Here is a 20,994-nt window from a genome sequence, read left to right as displayed (position 1 = left end):
GACTCTGCCGTCAGTCTCTCGCAGGTTGGGAGGAGGCAATCACCGCTTCCCACGGAAAATCTCATCCAGGACCGCGGCAAGATGTGGTCCATCGTGGCGCGCAGAACCGTCAGAAGCCGCCACATCCGCCAAAACCAAACGCCCGCCCATTGAAGCCGCCGCCTTCTCCAGCGCGCGCAGATCGCCGACCACGCCCCGATCGGCGATGACCGCGTCGACGGCCAGGTCGGGGGCGTGCTCCCGGAGCACCTCCAGATGCTTTTCCGGGGAGAAGCCGTCGGTCTCGCCCGGCTGCGGGGCGAGATTCAAGATCACAAGCCTTCTGGCCGGCGTCGTGTGCAGCGCGCGGGCCAGCGCGGGCACCTTGAGGTGCGGCAGCACGCTGGTGAACCACGAACCGGGCCCGAAGACCACCCAGTCGGCCTCTTCTATCGCCTGTACGGCCTGCGGGCTCGCGGGCGGGTCGGGCGGCAGCAGCGAGATCGACCGGACCCGGCCCGGGGTGAGGGCGCAGGCCACCTGCCCGCGTACGGTGGTGACGCGCCCGTCCAGCTCGACCTCGGCCTGTATGTCGAGCGGCACCGAGGCCATCGGCAGCACCCTGCCGTGCGCGCCCAGCAGCCGCCCCACCCACTCCAGCCCTTTCACGGTGTCGCCGAGGAGCTCCCAGAGGGCGACGATGAGGAGGTTGCCGACGGCGTGGCCGTGCAGTTCCCCCTCGCTGCGGAACCGGTGCTGGACGACCTCGCTCCAGGTCTGGCCCCACTCGTCGTCGCCGCACAGCGCCGCGAGGGCCATCCGCAGGTCGCCCGGCGGCAGCACGCCCAGCTCGCGCCGGAGACGGCCGCTTGAGCCGCCGTCGTCGGCGACGGTGACGACGGCCGTGAGCCGTCCGGTCACGGTTCTGAGCGCGGACAAAGAGGCATAGAGGCCGTGCCCGCCGCCGAGGGCGACGACCTTGGGGTCCAGGGGGATCACGTAACCGAGTCGTTCCCAATCGCTGCGGCCGGGCCGGGCATCACTCGCGGCCCACGTCCCGATGGCTGACCTGCACGTCCATGCCGCGCTCGCGCAGGCGGGCGGCGAGCTGCTCGGACATGGCGACGCTGCGGTGCTTGCCGCCGGTGCATCCGACGGCCAGCGTGGCGTAGCCCTTGCCCTCGCGGGTGTAGCCGGCGGCCACGACGGCGAACACCTCCTCGTAGCCGTCGAGGAACTCCTTCGCCCCCGGCTGGCCGAGCACGTAGTCTCTTACGGGGCCTTCGAGGCCGTTCATCGGGCGCAGCTCCGGCACCCAGTGGGGGTTGGGCAGGAAGCGGCAGTCGACGACGAGGTCGGCGTCCACCGGCAGGCCGTACTTGTAACCGAACGAGACGACGTTGACCTTCAGGCCCGGCCGGTCCTCGCCGCCGAAGAACGAGACGATCTTCTTGCGCAGCTCGTGGACGTTGAGCAGGGACGTGTCGATCACCAGGTCGGCGTTGGCCCTGACCTCCCGCAGGATGCCGCGCTCGCGGTCGATCCCGTCGACCAGCCGCCCGTCGCCCTGCAGGGGATGCGGCCTCCGGACCGCCTCGAACCTGCGGACCAGCTTCTCGTCGCTGGCCTCGAGGAACACCGTGCGTACGGCGACGCCCCGGGAGTCCAGTTCCTTGATCGCGGCGTTGAGGTCGGTGGTGAACGCGAGGCTGCGCACGTCGACGACCGCCGCCACCCGATCGGCGGCCATGCCGGCCTTGCCCGCCTCCTCCGCCACGGAGAACAGCAGGCCCGGCGGCAGGTTGTCGATGACGAACCAGCCGAGATCCTCCAGCGCCTTCGCGGCGGTGCTCCGCCCGGCCCCCGACATGCCGGTCACCACCACGACCGCCGAGTCGGTCGTGCCCATGTCTCCTCACCACCCTCCACCAGGAGAAACCGATTCCCCTACCCCGGAGCTTGCCACCCTACCCGGCGGCGCCGCCGACGGCACGCCACGACCATGTCACGCCCCCTGACCGGACGGCCGCTCCCCGCGCAGCGCGGTGACGATCGCCTCGGCGGTGGCGGGGCCGATGCCCGGCACCTCGCGGATCTCGGCGGCGTCGGCCTCACGTAGCCGCTTGACCGAGCCGAAGTGGCGCAGCAGCGCCTGCCTGCGCGCCGGCCCCAGGCCGGGGACGCCGTCGAGCGCGCTCTCCTTGAGGCCCTTGGACCGCTTCGATCGGTGGTAGGTGATGGCGAACCGGTGGGCCTCGTCGCGGACCCGCTGGAGCAGGTAGAGGCCCTCGCTGGAGCGGGGCAGGATCACCGGCTGGTCGTCTCCCGGAAGCCACACCTCCTCCAGCCGCTTGGCCAGGCCGCAGACCGCCACGTCGTCGATGCCGAGCTCGTCGAGGGCGCGCTGGGCCGCCGCCGCCTGCGCCGGGCCGCCGTCCACGACGACGAGGTTCGGCGGGTAGGCGAACTTGCGCGGGCGGCCGGTCTCCGGGTCGATCGGCGTGCCCGCACCCTGCTCGCCCCCGCCCTGGCCGGCACCGCCCTGGCCGCCGCCGTTCTGGTCGGCGCCGTTGTTGTCGGCGCGGCTGTTGTCGGCGCCGCTGTTGTCGGCGCCGCTCTCGCCGTCCGCCGCGTCCAGCTCGCCGGTGGCCGAACGCTCCTCCAAATAGCGCCGGAACCGGCGGCGGATGACCTCGTGGATCGAGGCGACGTCGCCGTCGGTGCTCCTGACCGAGAACCGCCGATATTCGCTCTTGCGCGCCAGGCCGTCCTCGAAGACCACCATGGAGGCGACCACGTCGGAGCCCTGCAGATGCGACACGTCGTAGCATTCGACGCGCAGCGGCGCCTGGTCGAGGCCGAGCGCGTCGGCGATCTCCTGCAGGGCCAGGCTGCGCGTGGTGAGGTCGCTCGCGCGCCGGAGCTTGTGCTGGGCCAGCGCCTCCTTGGCGTTGCGCTCGACGGTCTCCATCAGGCTCTTCTTGTCGCCCCGTTGGGGGACGCGGACGTCGACACGGGCGCCGCGCTGCTCGCTGAGCAGCTCGGCCACCGCCTCGCCCTCCGGGGGCGGCGCCGGGACGAGGATCTCCCTGGGGACGGCCGCCTCGCCGTAGATCTGCAGCAGGAACTGCTCGACGAGCTCGCCCGTCGTGGTGTCCTCGACCTTGTCGACGACCCAGCCGCGGCGGCCGCGGATGCGCCCACCGCGCACGTAGAAGACCTGGACGGCGGCCTCCAGCGCGTCCTCCGCCAGGGCGATCACATCGCAGTCGACGCTGTCGCCGAGCACGACCGCCTGCTTCTCCAGCGCCCGCTGGAGGGCCTGGACGTCGTCGCGGAGCCTGGCCGCCCGCTCGAACTCCTCGGCCGCGGCGGCCGCGCGCATCTCGCGCTCCAACCGCTTGATGAACCGGCCGCTGTTGCCGGCCATGAAGTCACAGAAGTCCTCGGCGATCGCCCGGTGCTCCTCGGGCGTGACCCGCCCGACGCAGGGGGCCGAGCACTTGTCGATGTATCCCAGCAGGCAGGGCCGGCCGATCTGCCCGGCCCGCTTGAACACCCCGGCCGAGCATGTGCGCACCGGGAACACCCGCAGCAGCAGGTCGACGGTCTCCCTGATCGCCCAGGCGTGGGAGTAGGGGCCGAAATACCGTGTGCCCTTGCGCTTGGCCCCGCGCAGCACCTGGACGCGCGGGAACTCCTCCCCCATGGTCACCGCGAGGTACGGGTACGACTTGTCGTCGCGGTACTTCACGTTGAACCTGGGGTCGTACTCCTTGATCCAGGAGTATTCGAGCTGGAGCGCCTCGACCTCGGTGCCGACCACCGTCCAGTCGACGGAGGCCGCGGTGGTCAGCATCGTCTGGGTGCGCGGGTGCAGCCCGGCGAAGTCGGCGAAGTAGGAATTGAGCCGCTGCCGCAGGCTCTTCGCCTTGCCGACGTAGATCACCCCGCCGCCGGGGTCGCGGAAACGATAGACGCCGGGCGATTCGGGGATCGAGCCGGGCGCCGGTCGATAGGTTGCCGGATCCGCCACATCGCAAAGCCTACTTGTCCGCACCGACAGCCGAAGATCGAGCAGATCACCTCCAGGAATGCCCAGTGGTCAGCCGTGCTAGCGGGTGACCCCCAGGGCATCGCAGTCGTCGTGCTCGCCGGGCTGTGGCGGGCGACTTGCACACCCGTCCCGCGCACGGAGGCGGCGGCACAGTCTCACGCACGACCCCGCGACGTTGTCCGTAGTCGGTCGGGAACGCGCGATTCTGCGCATTCCCTACATAGGAGCGCGCCGATTCCCGTCCAGCCGCCTGCGGGAACCCTCGTGAAGGATCTTGCGGTATGCCGAATCGATCTTTGTGATGCAGATCACATGATCCTATCTGGCGGCATACGAGCTGCCGAATATCCATCCCGGTCACTTTGCGTAGCGCTCTCGCCGCACTTCTGATCTTGACTGGTCACTGTCAGGGGCGCATGATCCCTTTCGTTATTTATCTGGGCTTTATGCGGGTCTTGTGAGGCGGGCGGTCTAAGAGCGTGGCCGTGCGCCCGCTGGTGATGCGGGAGGGTGCGGCGTGCCGGTTTCACGTGCTCGGGTGGAACGATTCAGGTGGTCACGTCGCAGGCTCGCGCATGCTTTGACCGGCGCGGTCGTCGGTTTGGCGGTGTTCGTCGCCGGGGTCGGCGTTCCGGATGGGCTGGTGCGGAAGGCCGCGGCGGATTCGTCTTCGTCGGGTGGTGAGCGCAGCGTCGAGGGCCACGCGGTCGCGGCGAAGCCGGTGCCGAAGGGGGTTGAGGACGAACTTGTGCCGGCCAGGCGTACGGCGCCTCAGTGGCCGAAGGCGGGTTCGGGCCGTGCCGATCTTTCCAAGGGTTCAGGAGCGGTGGCGGTTGCGGGGGTGCCGGTGTCGGTGGCTCCCGTGGTGCTTCCGACTACGAAGCCGTCCCCTACTGCTACGCCGTCACCCACTGCGAAGCCGTCGGCCTCGCCGAGCGGCAAGGCCGGGGACACGAGGGCGTCGCGGTCACGATCGGCAGCCTCTGCAGCCCCGTTGTCGCAGCGGTCGCCGTCGTCGGTGCGGGTGGAGACGTTCGACACCACGGTGGCCCGGCGGTTGGGCGGGGTCGGGTTGGCGGTACGGCTGACGCGCGATGACGGCGGTGCGGAGGTGGCGCCGGCGAAGGTGACGGTGGATTACTCCTCTTTCGGTAACGCCCATCCGGGGGGTTTCGCGTCCCGGTTGACGATGCTGAAGGTGCCGGTGTGCATGCTGGAGGCAAAGCCGTCGCGGGACTGCCTGGAGCAGGCCAAGGCCGAGACGCGGGCGCTGCCGGTGGTCAACGACGTGGCGCATGGCAGGCTGACCGCGGTTATGGAGGCCGCCCCTACTTCGGGGACGGCGTCGGCGGATGCGTTCGTGTATGTGCTGGCGAGTTCGGCGGCCTCGACGGGCTCGGATGCGGCCGGGTCGTTCGCTGCGACCGATCTCAAGCCGTCGGGGACCTGGCAGGTGGGGCTGTCGGGTGGCGCCTTCTCCTACAGTTACCCGGTGCCGGCGGTGCCGCCACCGGGTGGGTCGGCTCCGACGCTGGCGTTGGAGTATTCCTCGTCGTCGGTGGACTCGCTGACCTCCTATACCAACAATCAGGCGCCGCTGGTGGGGATGGGCTGGGAGTTGAACGCGGGGTTCATCGAGCGGCAGTTCCAGCCGTGCGGGTTGTGGGAGGACCGGCTGCAGGGGCATTTGTGCTGGGAGTCTCCCGATTCCGATCCGGAGAGTTCGGCGTTGACGCTGTCGGTGGGGGGCCGCTCTTCGAAGATCGTTAAGGACGATCTGTCGGGTACGTACAAGACCGCCGATGATTTCGGCTGGAAGATCGACTATGTCGCCTCGGGCAGCCAGAGCGGGCAGCCGTACTGGCAGGTGACCACCCAGGATGGGACGGTCTACCGGTTCGGATACCACCGGAACTCTTCCTGGCAGGTGCCGGTGCTGGGGGACTGGCCGGGTGAGCCGTGCCATGCGCAGTTCCTGGCGTCGGGCACCTCGTATCCGACGACGTCTGCGTTCTGTGATGCGACGTGGCGGTGGCAGCTGGACCGGGAGGTCGACCCTAAGGGCAATGTGATCGATTACACCTGGGCGCGGGAGACCAACTTCTACTGCCGGGCGGGTGGGTATGAGTGCGGCTGGCTCCCCGAATACGCCCTGGATTACGACCGCGGCGGGTATCTGACCGAGATCGGTTATGGCCACAACCTGAATGTGGCGGGGTCGACGCCGACGGGGAGGATCACCTTTACCGTCGCCGATCGTGGCACGCCGCCGCCGGGGATCGGTAACTGGTCCGATGACACGCCGACCGACCTTTTGTGCCTGAGCAGCGGTTCGGACTGCGACAACGGCACGCCGACGTTCTTCACGAGCAAGCGGTTGGATGCGATCACCTCCCAGTCGTGGAATGTCGCCTCCTCTGATTGGGAGGATGTGACGCGGCTGGATTTGACCTATCGGTGGATCGAGACCGACTGCCCTGATGGGACTCCCTTCTGCATGGGCAAATCGGTGCTGTGGCTGGACCGGATCCGGGCCGTGGGCATGGCGGGGGGTGGGCCGGAGATCGCCGCACCGCCGATCGACTTCAGCGCCACGCTGCTGGACAACCGGGCTGATTATGTCGAGTACAGCGATGACCATCCACGGTTTCAGCTACCGCGGATGTCGGCGGTGACCACCGGCCTGGGTGGCGTGACCGAGATCACCTATGGGCAGGCCAGCCCGTGTGATGACCACGGGATGACGGGGTGGGACGACAGCGGCCAGGACTGTTACGGCTGGGAGCTGTACAACTACACCCTGGGAGAGTCGTCGCTGTATCGCCATGGCGCGATCTACAACAAGTGGCTGGTCATGACGACCATGGAGCGGGATCTGGTGGCCGGCTCTCCCGACCAGGTGACCCGGTATGAGTATCTGGGCGGTCCGGGGTGGGCCAAGCCGGTGCCGCTGCTGGATACCGAGCCCCTATTCCGGGAGTGCGTGGGCGACTCCTACATTCTGGAGGAGTATTACCCGTGGCTGCCCACCTGCTATGACTGGGCGGGCAACTGGACGGAGTTCCGCGGCTACCCGACGGTCCGGGTGATCAAGGGAACACCCAGTGGGAGCGGGGACCTGTCCGCCTACAGCGTCACCTCCACCACCTTCTACCGGGGGTTGTACGAGGACACCCTCGCCGACGGCAGCGCCCGGCACACCACGGTGACCGATTTCGACGGCACCACCCACGACGACCTTCGTGCCCTGTCGGGCATGACATTGCAGGAGCAGACCCTGCGTGTCACCGGCGTGTCCGCCACCACGTCGGCTCCCGATGCCTTCAGTGAGGAGGCCTCGACCCGGTACGAGTACGCCGACGTGGTCACCGGCAGCGGGCCGATCGACTACGACCCCCATCGGGTCAACCAGACCCGCGAGGTCACCCGGGAGAAGGCCACCTCCGGCTGGCGATACACCGAGGTCAAGACCGCCTACAACGCCGACGGGCTACCGGTCACGGTCAACGACTACGGTGAACGCGGCGACGGCGCCGACAACACCTGCACCGCGACCACCTACGCCCGCAACACCTCCAGCGGGGCCTGGATGATCTCCTACCCGGCCGACCAGGAGCGGCGCGCCGGGGACGACTGCGAGACCGGGACACTGCTGGGGCGGACGGTCACCCTGTATGACGGGGCGACCAGCCCGAGCACGAACACCCCGACGAAGGGGAACGTGACCGAAACTCGCGCTTATTCCACGGCCTCCGACTACGCGGCGACCGAGAGCACGTTCGATGATTACGGCCGGCCGTTGACCGTGACCGACCCGCTGGGCAAGACGACGACCACGGCCTACAGTCCAGCGGTGGGCTGGCCCTCGGGCGGTGTCACGGTCACCAACCCGTTAGGGCATACGGTGACCACCTGGTCCTCGCCGTATAACGGCCTGCCTGTGGGGCTGCGGGATGCGAACAACAACGATGTGAACATCGACTACGACGTGCTCGGCCGGACATTGCTGTTGTGGACCCCGGTCGCGCCGAAATCCGGTGGGACGCCGGCGGCCAAGGTCGCCTACACCATTCCGGCCGATGCCAACGGGACGGTGACAGGACCGGCCACGACCACGGTTTCGCGGCTGCAGTCGGGCAGCGGCAGCTCAGCCAAGTGGGTGTCCACGCACACCTACATTGACGGGCTGGGCCGTGCCCGGGAGACCCAGACGGCCTCCCCGGCGGGCGGGCGGATCGTCCAGGTCGCCACCTATGACGCGCGGGGGTTGACGGCCGCGGCCTCCGCCCCGGTCCATAACACCGCTGATCCGGGTTCGGGGCTGCTCAACCCGGTGCTGACGTCGCTGCCGCAGTGGTCCAAGCCGATTTATGACGGTTTGGGACGCGCGACGGCGCAGCTCGACATGACCGGATCGAGCGAGTTTCGCCGTACCACGACGAACTACCTGGGCGCGGACAAGTATGAGGTGACACCGCCGACGGGCGGTAAGACGGTCTACTACACCGATGCGGCCGACCAGGTCACCAAGATCGAGGAATGGCTCACCGGTGCGGGCGGGCAGCAGGCCGCGACGGCTGTCGCCGGGCCGCGGCCTGTCGCGTCAACCGGCACGACCGCAGAGCCGGCAAAGCCAGAACAGCCTGGGTCGGCAGCAACCGCCGACGCCGTAAGGACGTCGCCGGCAGACGACGGCAATGCGGCCTCGGCCACGGTGAAGGCCGAGATCGCGGCGGCTGCGCAGGCGGCCTTGAAGAACGCGGCCAGGCAGGGTAAGCGGGTGCAGGTGGATGCGGCGACGACTGAGTCGTCGGTCATGTACGCCAATCCCGACGGTAAGACGTTCACCACGGAGATGACCTCCGGGCCGGTCCGGGTCGATCAGGGCGGCCGGTGGGTGCCGGTCGATACCTCGCTGGTCGAAGACCGTGGTGTGCTGCGGCCCAAAGCCGCCGCTGCCCAGGTGGAGTTCTCAACCGGAGGGCCGGGTGCGTTCGCCAAGCTGACCCGCAAGGATGGCAGCGTCTTCGCGCTGGAGTGGCCGAGCACGCTTCCGCGACCCGCAATCAAGGGAAACACCGCGGCCTACGGTCTCGGTGATGGCGCCGAATTGGTCGTCACCGCGTTGCCCACGGGGTTCCGGCACGATGTGGTGCTGCGGCAGCGGCCGGTCACACCGGTGGAGTTCCGTCTGCCCGTACAGACCAGCGGCGGCCTGGAACTCGCCGTGACCAAGAACGGCGGATTGACACTGACCGATGCCACAGGCACGGTCGCGGCCTCCGCCCCACGGCCGGTGATGCTGGACGCTGAGGCGGTCAAGGCCCGGGTGCCGAACACCGGCCGGCGGGGAAAGATCTCCACCAGCGTCGTCACCGAGCACGGGCGTCAGGTGCTGGTGCTCAAACCCGACTTCGCGTTCCTGACGGACCCGAAGACGGTGTATCCGCTGCGGGTGGACCCGACGACCACGCTGCCGTTCAACGACGACGTGGACGTGAACAGCTTCTTCAACGAGGTTGACCCGACCAACCCGTTCATGCAGGCGGGCACCCGGACCGTTAGCGAGAAGTATCGCGTCTACCTGCGGTTCGACACCTCCTCACTGGCCGGGTCGACGATCACCGACGCCAAGCTGGAAGTGTTCAACATCGACGCGCCGACCTGCGGTGCGTCGGTCGGGGCCGGGATCCAGGCACGACGGCTGACCAGCACCTGGGACGCGGCGACGCTGACCTGGGCGGGCAAGCCCACTGACACCACCGAGGACGCCGTCACCACGACCAAGGCGTTCCAGGACGGCTGCGGGACCGGTGCGGGCTATCTGGATTGGACGATCACCGGGATCGTGGCCGACTGGGCGGCAGGTGCGCCTAATTACGGGGTGGCGTTGCAGTCGCCGTCGGAGACCACCGCCAACAACTACCGGGTTTTCGCCTCCGCGGAGGAAACCGGCCAGTTCAACAGCCCGCCCAAGCTGACCGTCACCTCCAGCGGGCCAGCCTCGACCCCCACGGTAGGCACGCTGTCGATCACCCCGTCGACCGGCACCACGGTCACCTCGGTGACGCCGACCCTGCACACGACCGTCACCGACCCGGCCGGGGGCAGCCTGCGGGCCGACTACGAAATCGAGCACGACCCGGCCTACCCCGCCGAGGGCACGGGTGTGATCTGGGCAGGCAGCTCGGCTGCGGTCGCCTCCGCCAGCGACGCGCCGACCGCCGTACCAGGCGGGAAGCTGACCGACGGGTGGCACATCCGCTGGCGGGCCCGGGCCACCAACACCGCAACCTCCACCTCCTCGGCCTGGTCGGCCTGGCAGACCGCCACGGTCACCGTGACCGATCCGGTGGTGGACCAGCTGCAGACCACCCCATCGCAGGACGAGTCGGGGGTGCAGGTCACCTCCAGCCTCACCCCGGCCTTCGCCGCCCGGGTCACCACACCCGACGGCTCCGCCGCCCGGGTGGAGTTCGAACTGGAGCACGACCCGGCCGACACCGCACACGGCACCGGCCAGATCTGGGCTACCGGGGTGGACGATGTCGCCTCCGGCACCCAAGCGACGGTCACCGTCCCATCCGGCACCCTGGGCGACGGGTGGAAGGTCCGCTGGCGCGCCCGCGCGGTCGGTGCCGGGTCCAACACCTCGGCCTGGAGCGGGTGGCAGGCCCTGACGGTGCAGGTCCCGGCCGCCACGGTAGGCCAGCTGCAGGTCACCCCGTCCCAGACCGCCGACGGCACCACGGTGATCACCTCGCTGACCCCGCGGCTCCTGGCGACCGTGACCGACTCCTACGGGGCGGCGCTGCGGGCGGAGTTCGAACTGGAACACGACCCGGCCGACACCGCACACGGCACCGGCAGCATCTGGACCGGCGCCGTCGATGACGTGGCGTCCGGAACCCAGGCCGCCGTGACGATTCCGTCCGGGAAACTCGCCGACGGCTGGGGCGTACGCTGGCGTGTCCGGGCGGTCAACACCACCACACAGGTCGCCTCGCCGTGGTCGGACTGGCAGGTGGCCACCGTGAACACCGGCACCATCCCCTCCAACCCCGGGGTGACCGCACTGCAGGTCACCCCCGCCCAGGCAGTGGACGGTACCACGGTCACCAGTTCGCTGACCCCGCACTTGCTGGCGCAGGTCACCGACCCCGCCGGCGGCACACTGCGGGGCGAATTCGAACTCGAACACGACCCCGCCGCCCCCAACGGCCAAGGCAGCGGTCAGATCTGGGCCACAGCCGTCGACAACGTACCCGCCGGCACCCAGGCCGGCGTGACCGTCCCCGGCGACACCCTCAGTGAGGGGTGGCTGGTGCGCTGGCGCGCCCGCGCCGTCGCGGGCGAGGACGCCTCGGCCTGGTCGGAGTGGCAGACCTTCCGGGTGGACCAACCCGACCCCGTGCTGGGCACCCTGCAGGTCACCCCCTCCCATGTCGTTGATGGGGTTACGGTTACCACCTCGCTGACCCCGCAACTGCTCGCCCAGGTCACCGACCCGATCGGTGGCACGGTGCGGGCGGAGTTCGAGCTGGAGCACGACTCCGCGGCCCCCGACGGCCAAGGCACCGGTCAGATCTGGGGCGGCGCCGTGGATGATGTGGCCTCCGGGACCCAGGCCGCTGTGACCGTGCCGGAGGACAAGCTGTCTGATGGGTGGCTGGTGCGCTGGCGCGCCCGCGCCATCACCGGCGGCGGCACCTCCGCCTGGTCGGCCTGGCAGCAACTGCGGGTCACCGAAGGCTCACCGATCCCGGAGGTCGCCAACCCGCGGGTACAGCCCGCCTCCGGCACCACCACACCCACGCTGACCCCTGCCCTGCTCGCCACGGTCACCTCATCGCAGGGCGGGCAACTCGGCGCGGAGTTCGAGCTAGAGCACGACCCCGCGGCCCCCGACGGCCAAGGCACCGGTCAGATCTGGACCACCACCGTCACCGGGGTGACCTCCGGTAACGACGCCGTCGCCACCGTCCCGGCCGGGAAACTACAGGACGGGTGGAAGATCCGCTGGCGGGTCCGCTCGGTCAACGCCGGCTTCACCTCCGAATGGACCGCCTGGCAGCAGCTGACCGTGGACGTCCCCGCGTATTACGACACCAACTACGAATACGACCGCAAGGGTCAGCTCATCAAGCAGACCGACGCGAACGGCAACGTCCGCACCTTCACCTACGATCTGCTCGGACGGCGGATCGCCGCCCATGACCCCGACGCAGGCGACTCCGAGCAGGCTTACGACGCGGCCGGGCGCCTGCTGTGGTCCACCGACGGCAAGGGCCAGAAGGTCTCCTACACCTATGACGACCTCGGCCGCACCACCGCCGTCTGGTCCGGAGAGCCCGACTCGGGCACCAAGCTCGCCGAATGGACGTACGACACGGTCGCCAAGGGCCAGCTGACCTCCGCCACCCGGTATTCCGGCGGCAACGCCTACGTCGACGCGGTGACCGGCTACGACACCATGGGCCGCCCCACCGGCTCCACCCTGACGGTCCCGTCCTCAGAGGGGTTGCTGGCCGGGACCTACACCTTCGCCACCACCTACAACACCGCCGGCGACACCGCGACCTACACCATGCCCGCCGCCGGCGGCCTCCCAACGGAGACGGTCACCTCCACCTACACCGACCTCGGACTGCCGCAGGCCATGACCTCCGGCCTCGGCGGCGGCTTCACCTACGTCCACGCCACCACCTACTCCCCCACCGCACGCTTGACCGAACGCTCCTACGGCGCGAGCGGCAAGATCAAACGCACCCTGGCCTGGGACAACTCGACCGGCTGGCTGAAGTCGGTCACCACCACGACCAAGGCCGACACCCTCAACCCGGTGACCACCCAGGACGACCGCTACACCTACGACATCTCCGGCGAGATCACCCGAATCCTGGACGCCGCCACCGCCGCCGACACCAGCCCGGGACAGGCGGAGTGCTTCACCTACGACGGCCTACACCGGCTGACCCAGGCCTGGACCACTACCGCCACAGACTGCGGCACGGGCACCGGCGCGGCCGACAACCAGGGCATCGACCCCTACGCCCAGTCGTTCACCTACGACGCCGTCGGCAACATCACCAGCATCACCGATGGCGGGCAGACCGCCACCTACACCTATCCACAGCCCGGCGCGAACGCGGTACGGCCGAATGCGGTCACCTCCATCACCCGCCCCAGCGGTACCGACACCTACACCTACGACAAGACCGGACAGCTCACTGCCCGCACCGTAGGCGGCAAGAACGGCACCCTCACCTGGAACGAACTCGGCCAGTTGGAGAAGGCCACCATCGACGGCCAGGACACCACGATGGTCTACGACGCCGACGGCGAACGCCTCATCCGCCGCGACCCCGGCGGCAAGGCCACCCTCTATCTGGGCTCGATGGACATCGAGGTTGACGGGGACACCATCACCGGCAAGCGCTACTACACCACCCCCGACGGCGCCACCGTCGCCATGCGCATCGGCGGCGACGGCGTCACCTGGCTCACATCCGGTCTGCACGGCTCCGTCCAACTCGCCGTCAACGACAACACCGGCGCCGTCTCCCGCGAACGCTACCTGCCCTTCGGCCAGCGCCGCGGCGCCGACGACCTCCCCTTCACCGACCTGGGCTTCCTCGGCAAAGTCGAAGACGACTCCACCGGCCTGACCTACCTATCCGCGCGCTACTACGACCCCACAATCGCCAAATTCATCACCACCGACCCGCTTCTTGACCTGCGCCAACCCCAATGGGCCAATCCCTACGCCTACGCCGGCAACAACCCCATCGGCCTGTCCGACCCGACTGGCTTAGCAACAAAACCGTGCGAGCATCACCCCGCAGAGAGGGCATCTGCGACATGTAAGAAAGCGGCTGCCGATGCGAAGTGGCGTGAATGCGCCAAGGAGCACGGCGCCAAGCAGTGCGACAGGGTTCGCAAGTCGGCCCAGAAGGCCAAGGAAACCCTGATAAAGCGATGGAACCAGGTAAGGGTGCTGTTCAGCGACCATGGCAAGATGTGTGCCATCGTCCCCGACTGCGCGCTCGGCGTCGCCAACCTTCTCGGCTACAACCCGTTCAAACACAGCGAGCAGCCAGAACGATTTGTTGACCAAGTGATGCAGTTCCTCATGGAGGACTTCGATAAATGCATCAATGATGCAGATCTCGGTGCCTGCGCAATGGCGGCCGTGGGCATGATTCCCGCAGGGAAAGGTGGAGCCACCGGCATAAAACTGGCCTTCGGCTACGGAGACGAACTCGGTAAAGCTCTCGGTTTTCTCGGTAAGACTGTTAAGAAGCTCTGCAGCAGTTTCATCCCCGGCACTATGGTGCTGATGGCCGACGGCACCCAAAAGCCGATCGAGCAAGTCGAAGTCGGCGACGAGGTTTTGGCCACCGACCCGGTCACCAGGAAGACTGAAGCACGCGCTGTCCTCGCACTGCTCACCAGCGAAGGAGACAAAAACCTCGTTGAGATCACCGTCGACACGGACGGAACGTATGGAGACGAGACCGGTGTCATCATCGCCACCGACCAGCATCCCTTCTGGTCCGAAGACCAAGGCCACTGGTTCAATGCCAAGGACCTGCAAGCCGGGATGCGGGTACTCACCTCCGACGGCGGTGACGGGCTCGCGGTCCTAAGCACCAGCACCTATCATCGAAGCAACCAGCGTGTCCACAACCTCACGGTCAGCGGACTGCACACCTACCATGTGGCTGCCGGAGATGTTGACGTCCTCGTCCACAACGCTGGTCCATGCAAGATTGGGCCCGGAGCTCTTAACGCCGCCCAAGCCAAGAACTACAAGCGTTTCGCAGGGAAACTATCGAAATACAAGGACGATATCGAGATCACTCGATACAGAACAGGAAACGTAAAATTTGAAGTTCGGGTTCCTGGGAGAGTTCCGGGCTCTTACGCAATCTATCGTAAGATAGTCAATGCCGAAGGAAAAACGATATCCGTTAGAAAGATCACCGTCACTCCGGACGGAAAAGTCGCTCACATCAAGGACAAAATGTGATGCCAGAGAGAGGAAGCGAGGAACGTCTAGCACTCCTCCACGACCTGGTCAGGCTACAAAGGCCCGTATCCGCTCTTGTCGACCAACTTCACACATACCCATGGGACGTTGATCATCCACTTCTTTTCGTATCTGTCGCAGACGTAACGCGAATCCTCGAGGCCTTTTTGTCCGACGACATTTCGGCGGATACGGTATCGGAATGGGCCGACGCAGTTGAGATGAGGGAAGATATCCAGCTCGATGAGCGGCTTGTAGACTTTTTTATGGAAGCATCATCGCCTGAGATTTTCGAACCCGTGTCAGGAGCGTTTGCTCGTCGATGGCTGACTCACCTGAAATCAAAGGAATGAGAGCTGACGATTCGATGATGAGTCGCAAACATCGACTCAAGCGATTCATAACGCAGCAGGGGAGGGGGTCCGCATTATGCACCAGAACGGAGGATGAGGCACCACAATCCATAAAAGGAACGGCAAACATTTCGACGAATTCAGGGATTTAGCCGATCCGAATGCAACACATCAGTTCAATATCTGATTGTATAGGCTCTGCGGCGTAGGGCCGAAGACTCTGAAAGCCGTCTTCCTGCTTCTGCGGGTCGCTTCGGCGCATCAAGTTCACCCCTACCTGGTGCTTGACGGGACGCTGATCCGTATCGACCGGGTCGCCGCCGACCGGCCGTACTACTCGGGTAAGAGCCGGTGCCACCGGATGAACATCCAGGTCCTGGCTGCTCCGGATGGCACGATCGTGTGACGTCGGGATCGCTGCCGGGTTCGGTGCACGACCGGATTTGGGGAGTCATCCGCCGTCTCAGGACTGTCGGCCTGGTCACGCTCGCTGACAAGGGTACATCGGCGCTGGTGAGCCGGTCCGGGTGCCGTACAAGGGGCGGGGGAAGCCGGTCGGGCAGAAGGTCGCCAACTCTGCCCATGCCAAGCTGCGTGGTCCCGGCGAACAGGCAAATGCGCAACTGAAGGGCCGGCGGATCCTTCGAAAGCTCCATTGTTGCCCCAAACGGGCACGTCAGCTGGTCAAAGCCATCCAAGTCCTACAGGGACGGGAAGGATGATGGAAAGCACTCATGGCGTCCCGAAACCGCTTGGTCACCTGACCGAGGGTATTCGCTGGGACAGGCCGATGCGAGGAGCAGTCATGGTGGCCTGACCGCGGGTTTCTATGCCCTTCAAGCTAGGCCGCCTGATCGTTTGTTGTCCGGCGCTGAGTAAATCCGCGTTAGCGTTCAATGGGTGCTCTCGCTGCGGGGCGCTCCCCGATACGAACCATGTCCGAGTCGGCGTACCGGGGCGGCATGAAGTCGATCACCCTGGCCGCCCCGGTCTCGGTTACGTATGTCCGCGCATGTCACGCGAGGGTGATGCCGCCGTCGGTCACGCTGATCTTCTGCTCGGGCAGCGGCGCGCCGGCCGGGCCGTCCTTGACCGAGCCGTCGGCGACGTCGAACTTGCTGCCGTGACAGTGGCAGTTGATCGTGCCGTTGGAGACGGTGCCGACCAGGCAGCTCTGGTGCGTGCAGACCGCGCTGAACGCCTTGAACTCCCCCTTGACGGGCTGGGTCACGACGACCTTCAGATCCTCGAAGATCTTTCCGCCGCCCTCGGGGATGTCCGAGGTCTGTGCGATCGGGCCGGTGGGCTTGGCCGCGGGAGCCCCCGCGTCGCCACCGCACGCGGCGAGCGCCGCCGCCAGTCCCGCTCCCCCGGCTCCGAAGATCACAGCACGGCGCGTCGTGTCCGTCGTGCTCTCAGTCATCGTTCGTCCTCTCTTGCCTTGCTCCGCTGAACCCTATGCCGTCTGTACACCCCGCGCGGCAGGAAGGTTCAAATCTCAAATATCTTCCTGAGGAACATCCCGGTGTGGCTCTCCTCGACTTTGGCGATCTCCTCGGGCGTGCCGGTGGCGACGACCCGGCCGCCCCGCGACCCGCCCTCCGGCCCCATGTCGATGATCCAGTCGGCCGTCTTGATCACGTCGAGGTTGTGCTCGATGACGATGACCGTGTTGCCGTTGTCCACGAGACGGTTGAGCACGCCGAGCAGGCGGCGGATGTCCTCGAAGTGCAGGCCGGTCGTCGGCTCGTCCAGCACGTAGACCGTACGACCCGTGGACCGCCGCTGCAGCTCCGAGGCGAGCTTGACCCGCTGGGCCTCGCCGCCGGACAGCGTGGTGGCGGGCTGGCCGAGCCGTACGTAGCCGAGGCCGACGTCGTTGAGCGTCTGCAGGTGGCGGCGGATCGCCGGGATCGAGTCGAAGAACTCCAGCGCCTCCTCGATCGGCATGTCGAGGACCTCGGAGATGGTCTTGCCCTTGTAGCGGACCTCCAGGGTCTCGCGGTTGTACCGCGCCCCGTGGCAGACCTCGCAGGGGACGTAGACGTCCGGCAGGAAGTTCATCTCGATCTTGATGGTGCCGTCGCCGGAGCAGGCCTCGCACCGGCCGCCCTTGACGTTGAAGCTGAACCGTCCGGGCAGGTAGCCGCGTACCTTCGCCTCCGTCGTCGAGGCGAACAGCTTGCGCACGTGGTCGAAGACGCCGGTGTAGGTCGCCGGGTTGGACCGGGGCGTACGGCCGATCGGCGACTGGTCGACGTGCACCACCTTGTCGAGCAGGTCCGTGCCGGTCACCCGCGAGTGCCGGCCGGGCACGGTGCGCGCGCCGTGCAGCTCCTTGGCCAGCGCGGCGTAGAGGATGTCGTTGACCAGCGTGGACTTGCCCGACCCCGACACACCGGTCACGGCCGTGAAGACGCCCAGCGGGAACTCCACGTCGACGCCGGTCAGGTTGTTCTCACGGGCGCCCTTGACGACGAGCTGCCGCTTCCTGTCCCGCTTGCGCCGCTGCTCGGGTACGGCGATCGCCCTGCGGCCGGAGAGGTAGGCCCCGGTGAGCGACTGCTCGCAGGCCAGCAGCTCCTGGACGGTGCCGGACACCACGACCTGGCCGCCGTGCTCGCCCGCGCCGGGGCCGATGTCCACCACCCAGTCGGCGGCGGCGATGGTGTCCTCGTCGTGCTCGACCACGATCAGTGTGTTGCCCATCTCACGCAGCCGGATCAACGTCTCCAGCAGCCGGTGGTTGTCCCGCTGGTGCAGGCCGATCGACGGCTCGTCCAGGACGTACAGCACGCCGACGAGACCGGAGCCGATCTGGGTGGCCAGCCGGATCCGCTGCGCCTCGCCGCCCGCCAGCGTCCCGGCGGCGCGGTCCAGCGTGAGGTAGTCGAGGCCGACGTCCAGCAGGAAGCCGAGCCGGGCATTGATCTCCTTGACCACCCGCTCGGCGATGTGCCGGTCGCGATCCGACAGCGACAGCCCCGACAGGAACGCCGCGCACTCGCCGATCGACATCGCGGCGACCTCGGCGATCGAGGCGTCGCCGACGGTGACGGACAGGGACACCGGCTTGAGACGGCGGCCCCGGCAGGCCGGGCAGGGGATCTCGCGCATGTAGCCCTCGAACCGCTCCCGGCCCGTGTCGCTCTCCGACTCGGCGTGCCTGCGCTGCACCCAGGGGATGACGCCCTCGAACGTCGTGTAGTAGGACCGCTGCCTGCCGAACCGGTTGGTGTAGCGGATGTGGACCTGCTCGTCGTGGCCGTGCAGGATCGACTTCTGCGCCTTCTTCGGCAGCCGCTCCCACGGGGTGTCCAGGTCGAATGCCAGCATGTTGCCGAGCCCTTCGAGCAGCCGGACGAAGTAGTCGCTGGTGTGGCCGTTCGACCAGGGGGTGACGGCGCCGTCGCCGAGGGTCCGCTCCGGGTCGGGGACGATCAGCTCGGGGTCGACCTCCATGCGGGTGCCGAGGCCGGTGCACTCGGGGCAGGCGCCGAACGGCGAGTTGAACGAGAACGACCGGGGCTCCAGCTCCTCGAACGACAGGTCGTCGTAGGGACAGTAGAGGTGCTCGGAGTAGAACCGCTCCCGGTTGGGGTCGCTCTCGGGCAGGTCGACGAAGTCGAGGGTGATCGTGCCGCCGGACAGGCGCAGCGCGGTCTCCACCGAGTCGGTGAGCCGCCGCCGCGCGCCGTCCTTGACGGCGAGCCGGTCGACGATCACCTCGATGTCGTGCTTCTCGTACTTCTTCAGCGTCGGCGGCTCCTCCAGCCTGACCACCGTGCCATCGACCCGGGCGCGTGCGTACCCCTTGGTCTGCAGCTCGCGGAACAGCTCGCCGTACTCTCCCTTGCGGCCGCGCACGACCGGCGCGAGCACCTGGAAGCGGGTGCCTTCGGGCAGCTCCAGCACCCGGTCGACGATCTGCTGCGGCGTCTGCCTGGCGATCGGCCGCTCGCACCGCGGGCAGTGCGGCTTGCCGATGCGCGCCCAGAGCAGGCGCAGGTAGTCGTAGACCTCGGTGATGGTGCCGACGGTCGAACGGGGGTTGCGGCTGGTCGACTTCTGGTCGATCGACACGGCCGGGGACAGCCCCTCGATGAAGTCGACGTCGGGCTTGTCCATCTGCCCCAGGAACTGCCGGGCGTAGGCGGACAGCGACTCGACATAGCGGCGCTGGCCCTCGGCGAAGATGGTGTCGAAGGCCAGGCTGGACTTTCCGGATCCGGAAAGCCCGGTGAAGACGATCAGAGCGTCTCGCGGCAGGTCCAGCGAGACGTCCTTCAAGTTGTGCTCACGTGCGCCACGCACGATCAGGCGGTCAGCCACGGCGGTCCCGATAGTTCGAAGAAGTCAACAGAGGTGCCCGGGGAGGCTATCCGGCGCCACCGACAATTTCCGGCGACCTCTCTGTCCAGGGTATGCGTACCGGCGAATCCCCGTCCCCGTTCCCGGGGACTCGGGGGCGAGGACCGCAGGCGAAGGCCCGCAGGAGCGGGCTTCGCGCCTCCTCCCGGCGCGGTGAGCGGCCCCGCCGCCGTCGGGGTCACCGCGCTAGCGTGAGCCGTACGGAAGCACGAAGGGGAGACAGATGACCTACACGGGCGACGTCGTCAAGAACGGGCCGGCGGACGTGCGGGAGCTGCCCGCGCTGACCATCTCGAAGATCGAGGTGGGTGACTTCGGCAACAACGCCTACCTGCTGCGGTGCGCGGAGACGGGTGACGGCCTGCTGATCGACGCCGCAGCTGAGCCCGACCGGCTGCTCGGGCTCATCGGCGACCACCCGATCAGCTCGATCGTGACCACCCACCGGCACATGGACCACTGGATGGCGCTGGAGGAGGTGGCCAGGGCCACCGGCGCCCAGATCGTGGCCCACCCGCTCGACGCGCCCGAGCTGCCCGTACGGGTCACCCAGGAGGTCGAGCACGGGGACAGGGTGACCGTCGGGGTGATCGCGCTGGAGGTCGTCCATCTGCGCGGCCACACGCCCGGCTCGATCGCGCTGCACTACCCGGGGCACCTGTTCACCGGCGACTCGCTCTTCCCGGGGGGCGTCGGCAACACCGAGAAGGACCCGGCGAGGTTCGAGCGGCTCTACACCGACGTGGTGGAGCGGCTGTTCGACCGGCTGCCCGACGAGACGTGGGTCTACCCCGGCCACGGCAAGGACACGACGCTCGGGGCCGAGCGTCCGCACCTGGCGGAGTGGAAGGCACGCGGCTGGTGAGCCGCACCGGCCGGAGGGCGGCGCTCAGACGCCCTCCAGGCCGGGGTGGGGGCGGGGATCGCCGGTCGTGAAGACCCGGACGATCCGGTCGGCGGCTGCGGCCGGCTCGTCCGCACTCTCGACCACGTCGCCCCAGGACCAGCGGTAGAAGCAGCCGTCCGACATCGCCACGCAGTCGACCGTCTCGCTGAAGATCGCCGCATCCGGGTCGCGGACCTTCAGCGACGGCGGATCGGGGCGCAGCGACGCCTCCAGCCCGCGGAGTTCCAGTTCCCGCGCCAGCTTGCCGAGGAAGTACGTCAGGGTGTGCTCGCGAGGCATGGCGACCAGGGCTCCA

Annotated in this window: 8 protein-coding genes and 1 pseudogene; 3 read left to right on the top strand and 6 right to left on the bottom strand. The window is 67.8% G+C overall.

Annotated features, from left to right (window positions below; translation table 11 throughout):
• Window positions 1-39 precede the first annotated feature (39 nt).
• From ACQP1K_RS12000 to uvrC, 3 genes are all read right to left on the bottom strand, one after another.
• Window positions 40-978, bottom strand: coding sequence for a gluconeogenesis factor YvcK family protein (locus ACQP1K_RS12000; RefSeq protein ID WP_433500952.1), 939 nt, complete (start codon window positions 976-978; stop codon window positions 40-42).
• A 40-nt stretch (window positions 979-1,018) separates the two neighbouring features.
• Window positions 1,019-1,888 carry an RNase adapter RapZ gene (gene rapZ, locus ACQP1K_RS11995; protein WP_433500951.1) on the bottom strand — a complete coding sequence of 290 codons (870 nt, stop codon included), beginning with the start codon at window positions 1,886-1,888 and terminating at the stop codon, window positions 1,019-1,021.
• Between the two features lie 96 nt (window positions 1,889-1,984).
• Window positions 1,985-4,015 carry an excinuclease ABC subunit UvrC gene (uvrC, locus tag ACQP1K_RS11990; RefSeq protein WP_433500950.1) on the bottom strand — a complete coding sequence of 677 codons (2,031 nt, stop codon included), beginning with the start codon at window positions 4,013-4,015 and terminating at the stop codon, window positions 1,985-1,987.
• Between the two features lie 1,015 nt (window positions 4,016-5,030).
• Here uvrC and ACQP1K_RS11985 point away from each other — a divergent pair.
• Window positions 5,031-15,068, top strand: coding sequence for a DNRLRE domain-containing protein (locus tag ACQP1K_RS11985; protein WP_433500949.1), 10,038 nt, complete (start codon window positions 5,031-5,033; stop codon window positions 15,066-15,068).
• A 564-nt stretch (window positions 15,069-15,632) separates the two neighbouring features.
• Window positions 15,633-16,143, top strand: a pseudogene (locus ACQP1K_RS11980) (transposase family protein); the annotation flags it as partial.
• A gap of 293 nt (window positions 16,144-16,436) precedes the next feature.
• On the opposite strand, the gene ACQP1K_RS11975 reads toward ACQP1K_RS11980, so the two are convergent.
• Both ACQP1K_RS11975 and uvrA read right to left on the bottom strand, forming a co-directional pair.
• Window positions 16,437-16,844 carry a Rieske (2Fe-2S) protein gene (locus ACQP1K_RS11975; RefSeq protein ID WP_433500948.1) on the bottom strand — a complete coding sequence of 136 codons (408 nt, stop codon included), beginning with the start codon at window positions 16,842-16,844 and terminating at the stop codon, window positions 16,437-16,439.
• 68 nt (window positions 16,845-16,912) lie between these two features.
• Window positions 16,913-19,753: an excinuclease ABC subunit UvrA gene (uvrA, locus tag ACQP1K_RS11970; protein WP_433500947.1), complete on the bottom strand. Its 2,841-nt coding sequence runs from the start codon at window positions 19,751-19,753 to the stop codon at window positions 16,913-16,915.
• A 262-nt stretch (window positions 19,754-20,015) separates the two neighbouring features.
• Here uvrA and ACQP1K_RS11965 point away from each other — a divergent pair, with 262 nt between their 5' ends.
• Complete coding sequence (locus ACQP1K_RS11965) at window positions 20,016-20,657, top strand: MBL fold metallo-hydrolase (protein ID WP_433500946.1); 642 nt, start codon at window positions 20,016-20,018, stop codon at window positions 20,655-20,657.
• A gap of 24 nt (window positions 20,658-20,681) precedes the next feature.
• On the opposite strand, the gene ACQP1K_RS11960 is transcribed toward ACQP1K_RS11965, so the two are convergent.
• Entirely contained in the window at window positions 20,682-20,978 is a 297-nt protein-coding gene (locus tag ACQP1K_RS11960) for a hypothetical protein (protein WP_055483684.1), read from the bottom strand.
• Window positions 20,979-20,994: the final 16 nt, after the last annotated feature.

The organism is Sphaerimonospora sp. CA-214678 (genome assembly GCF_050942215.1).
In the GTDB taxonomy this organism is placed as follows: domain Bacteria; phylum Actinomycetota; class Actinomycetes; order Streptosporangiales; family Streptosporangiaceae; genus Sphaerimonospora.
The sequence above is the reverse complement of the archived record's forward strand: the minus strand, read 5'-3'. Positions and strand labels throughout refer to the sequence as shown.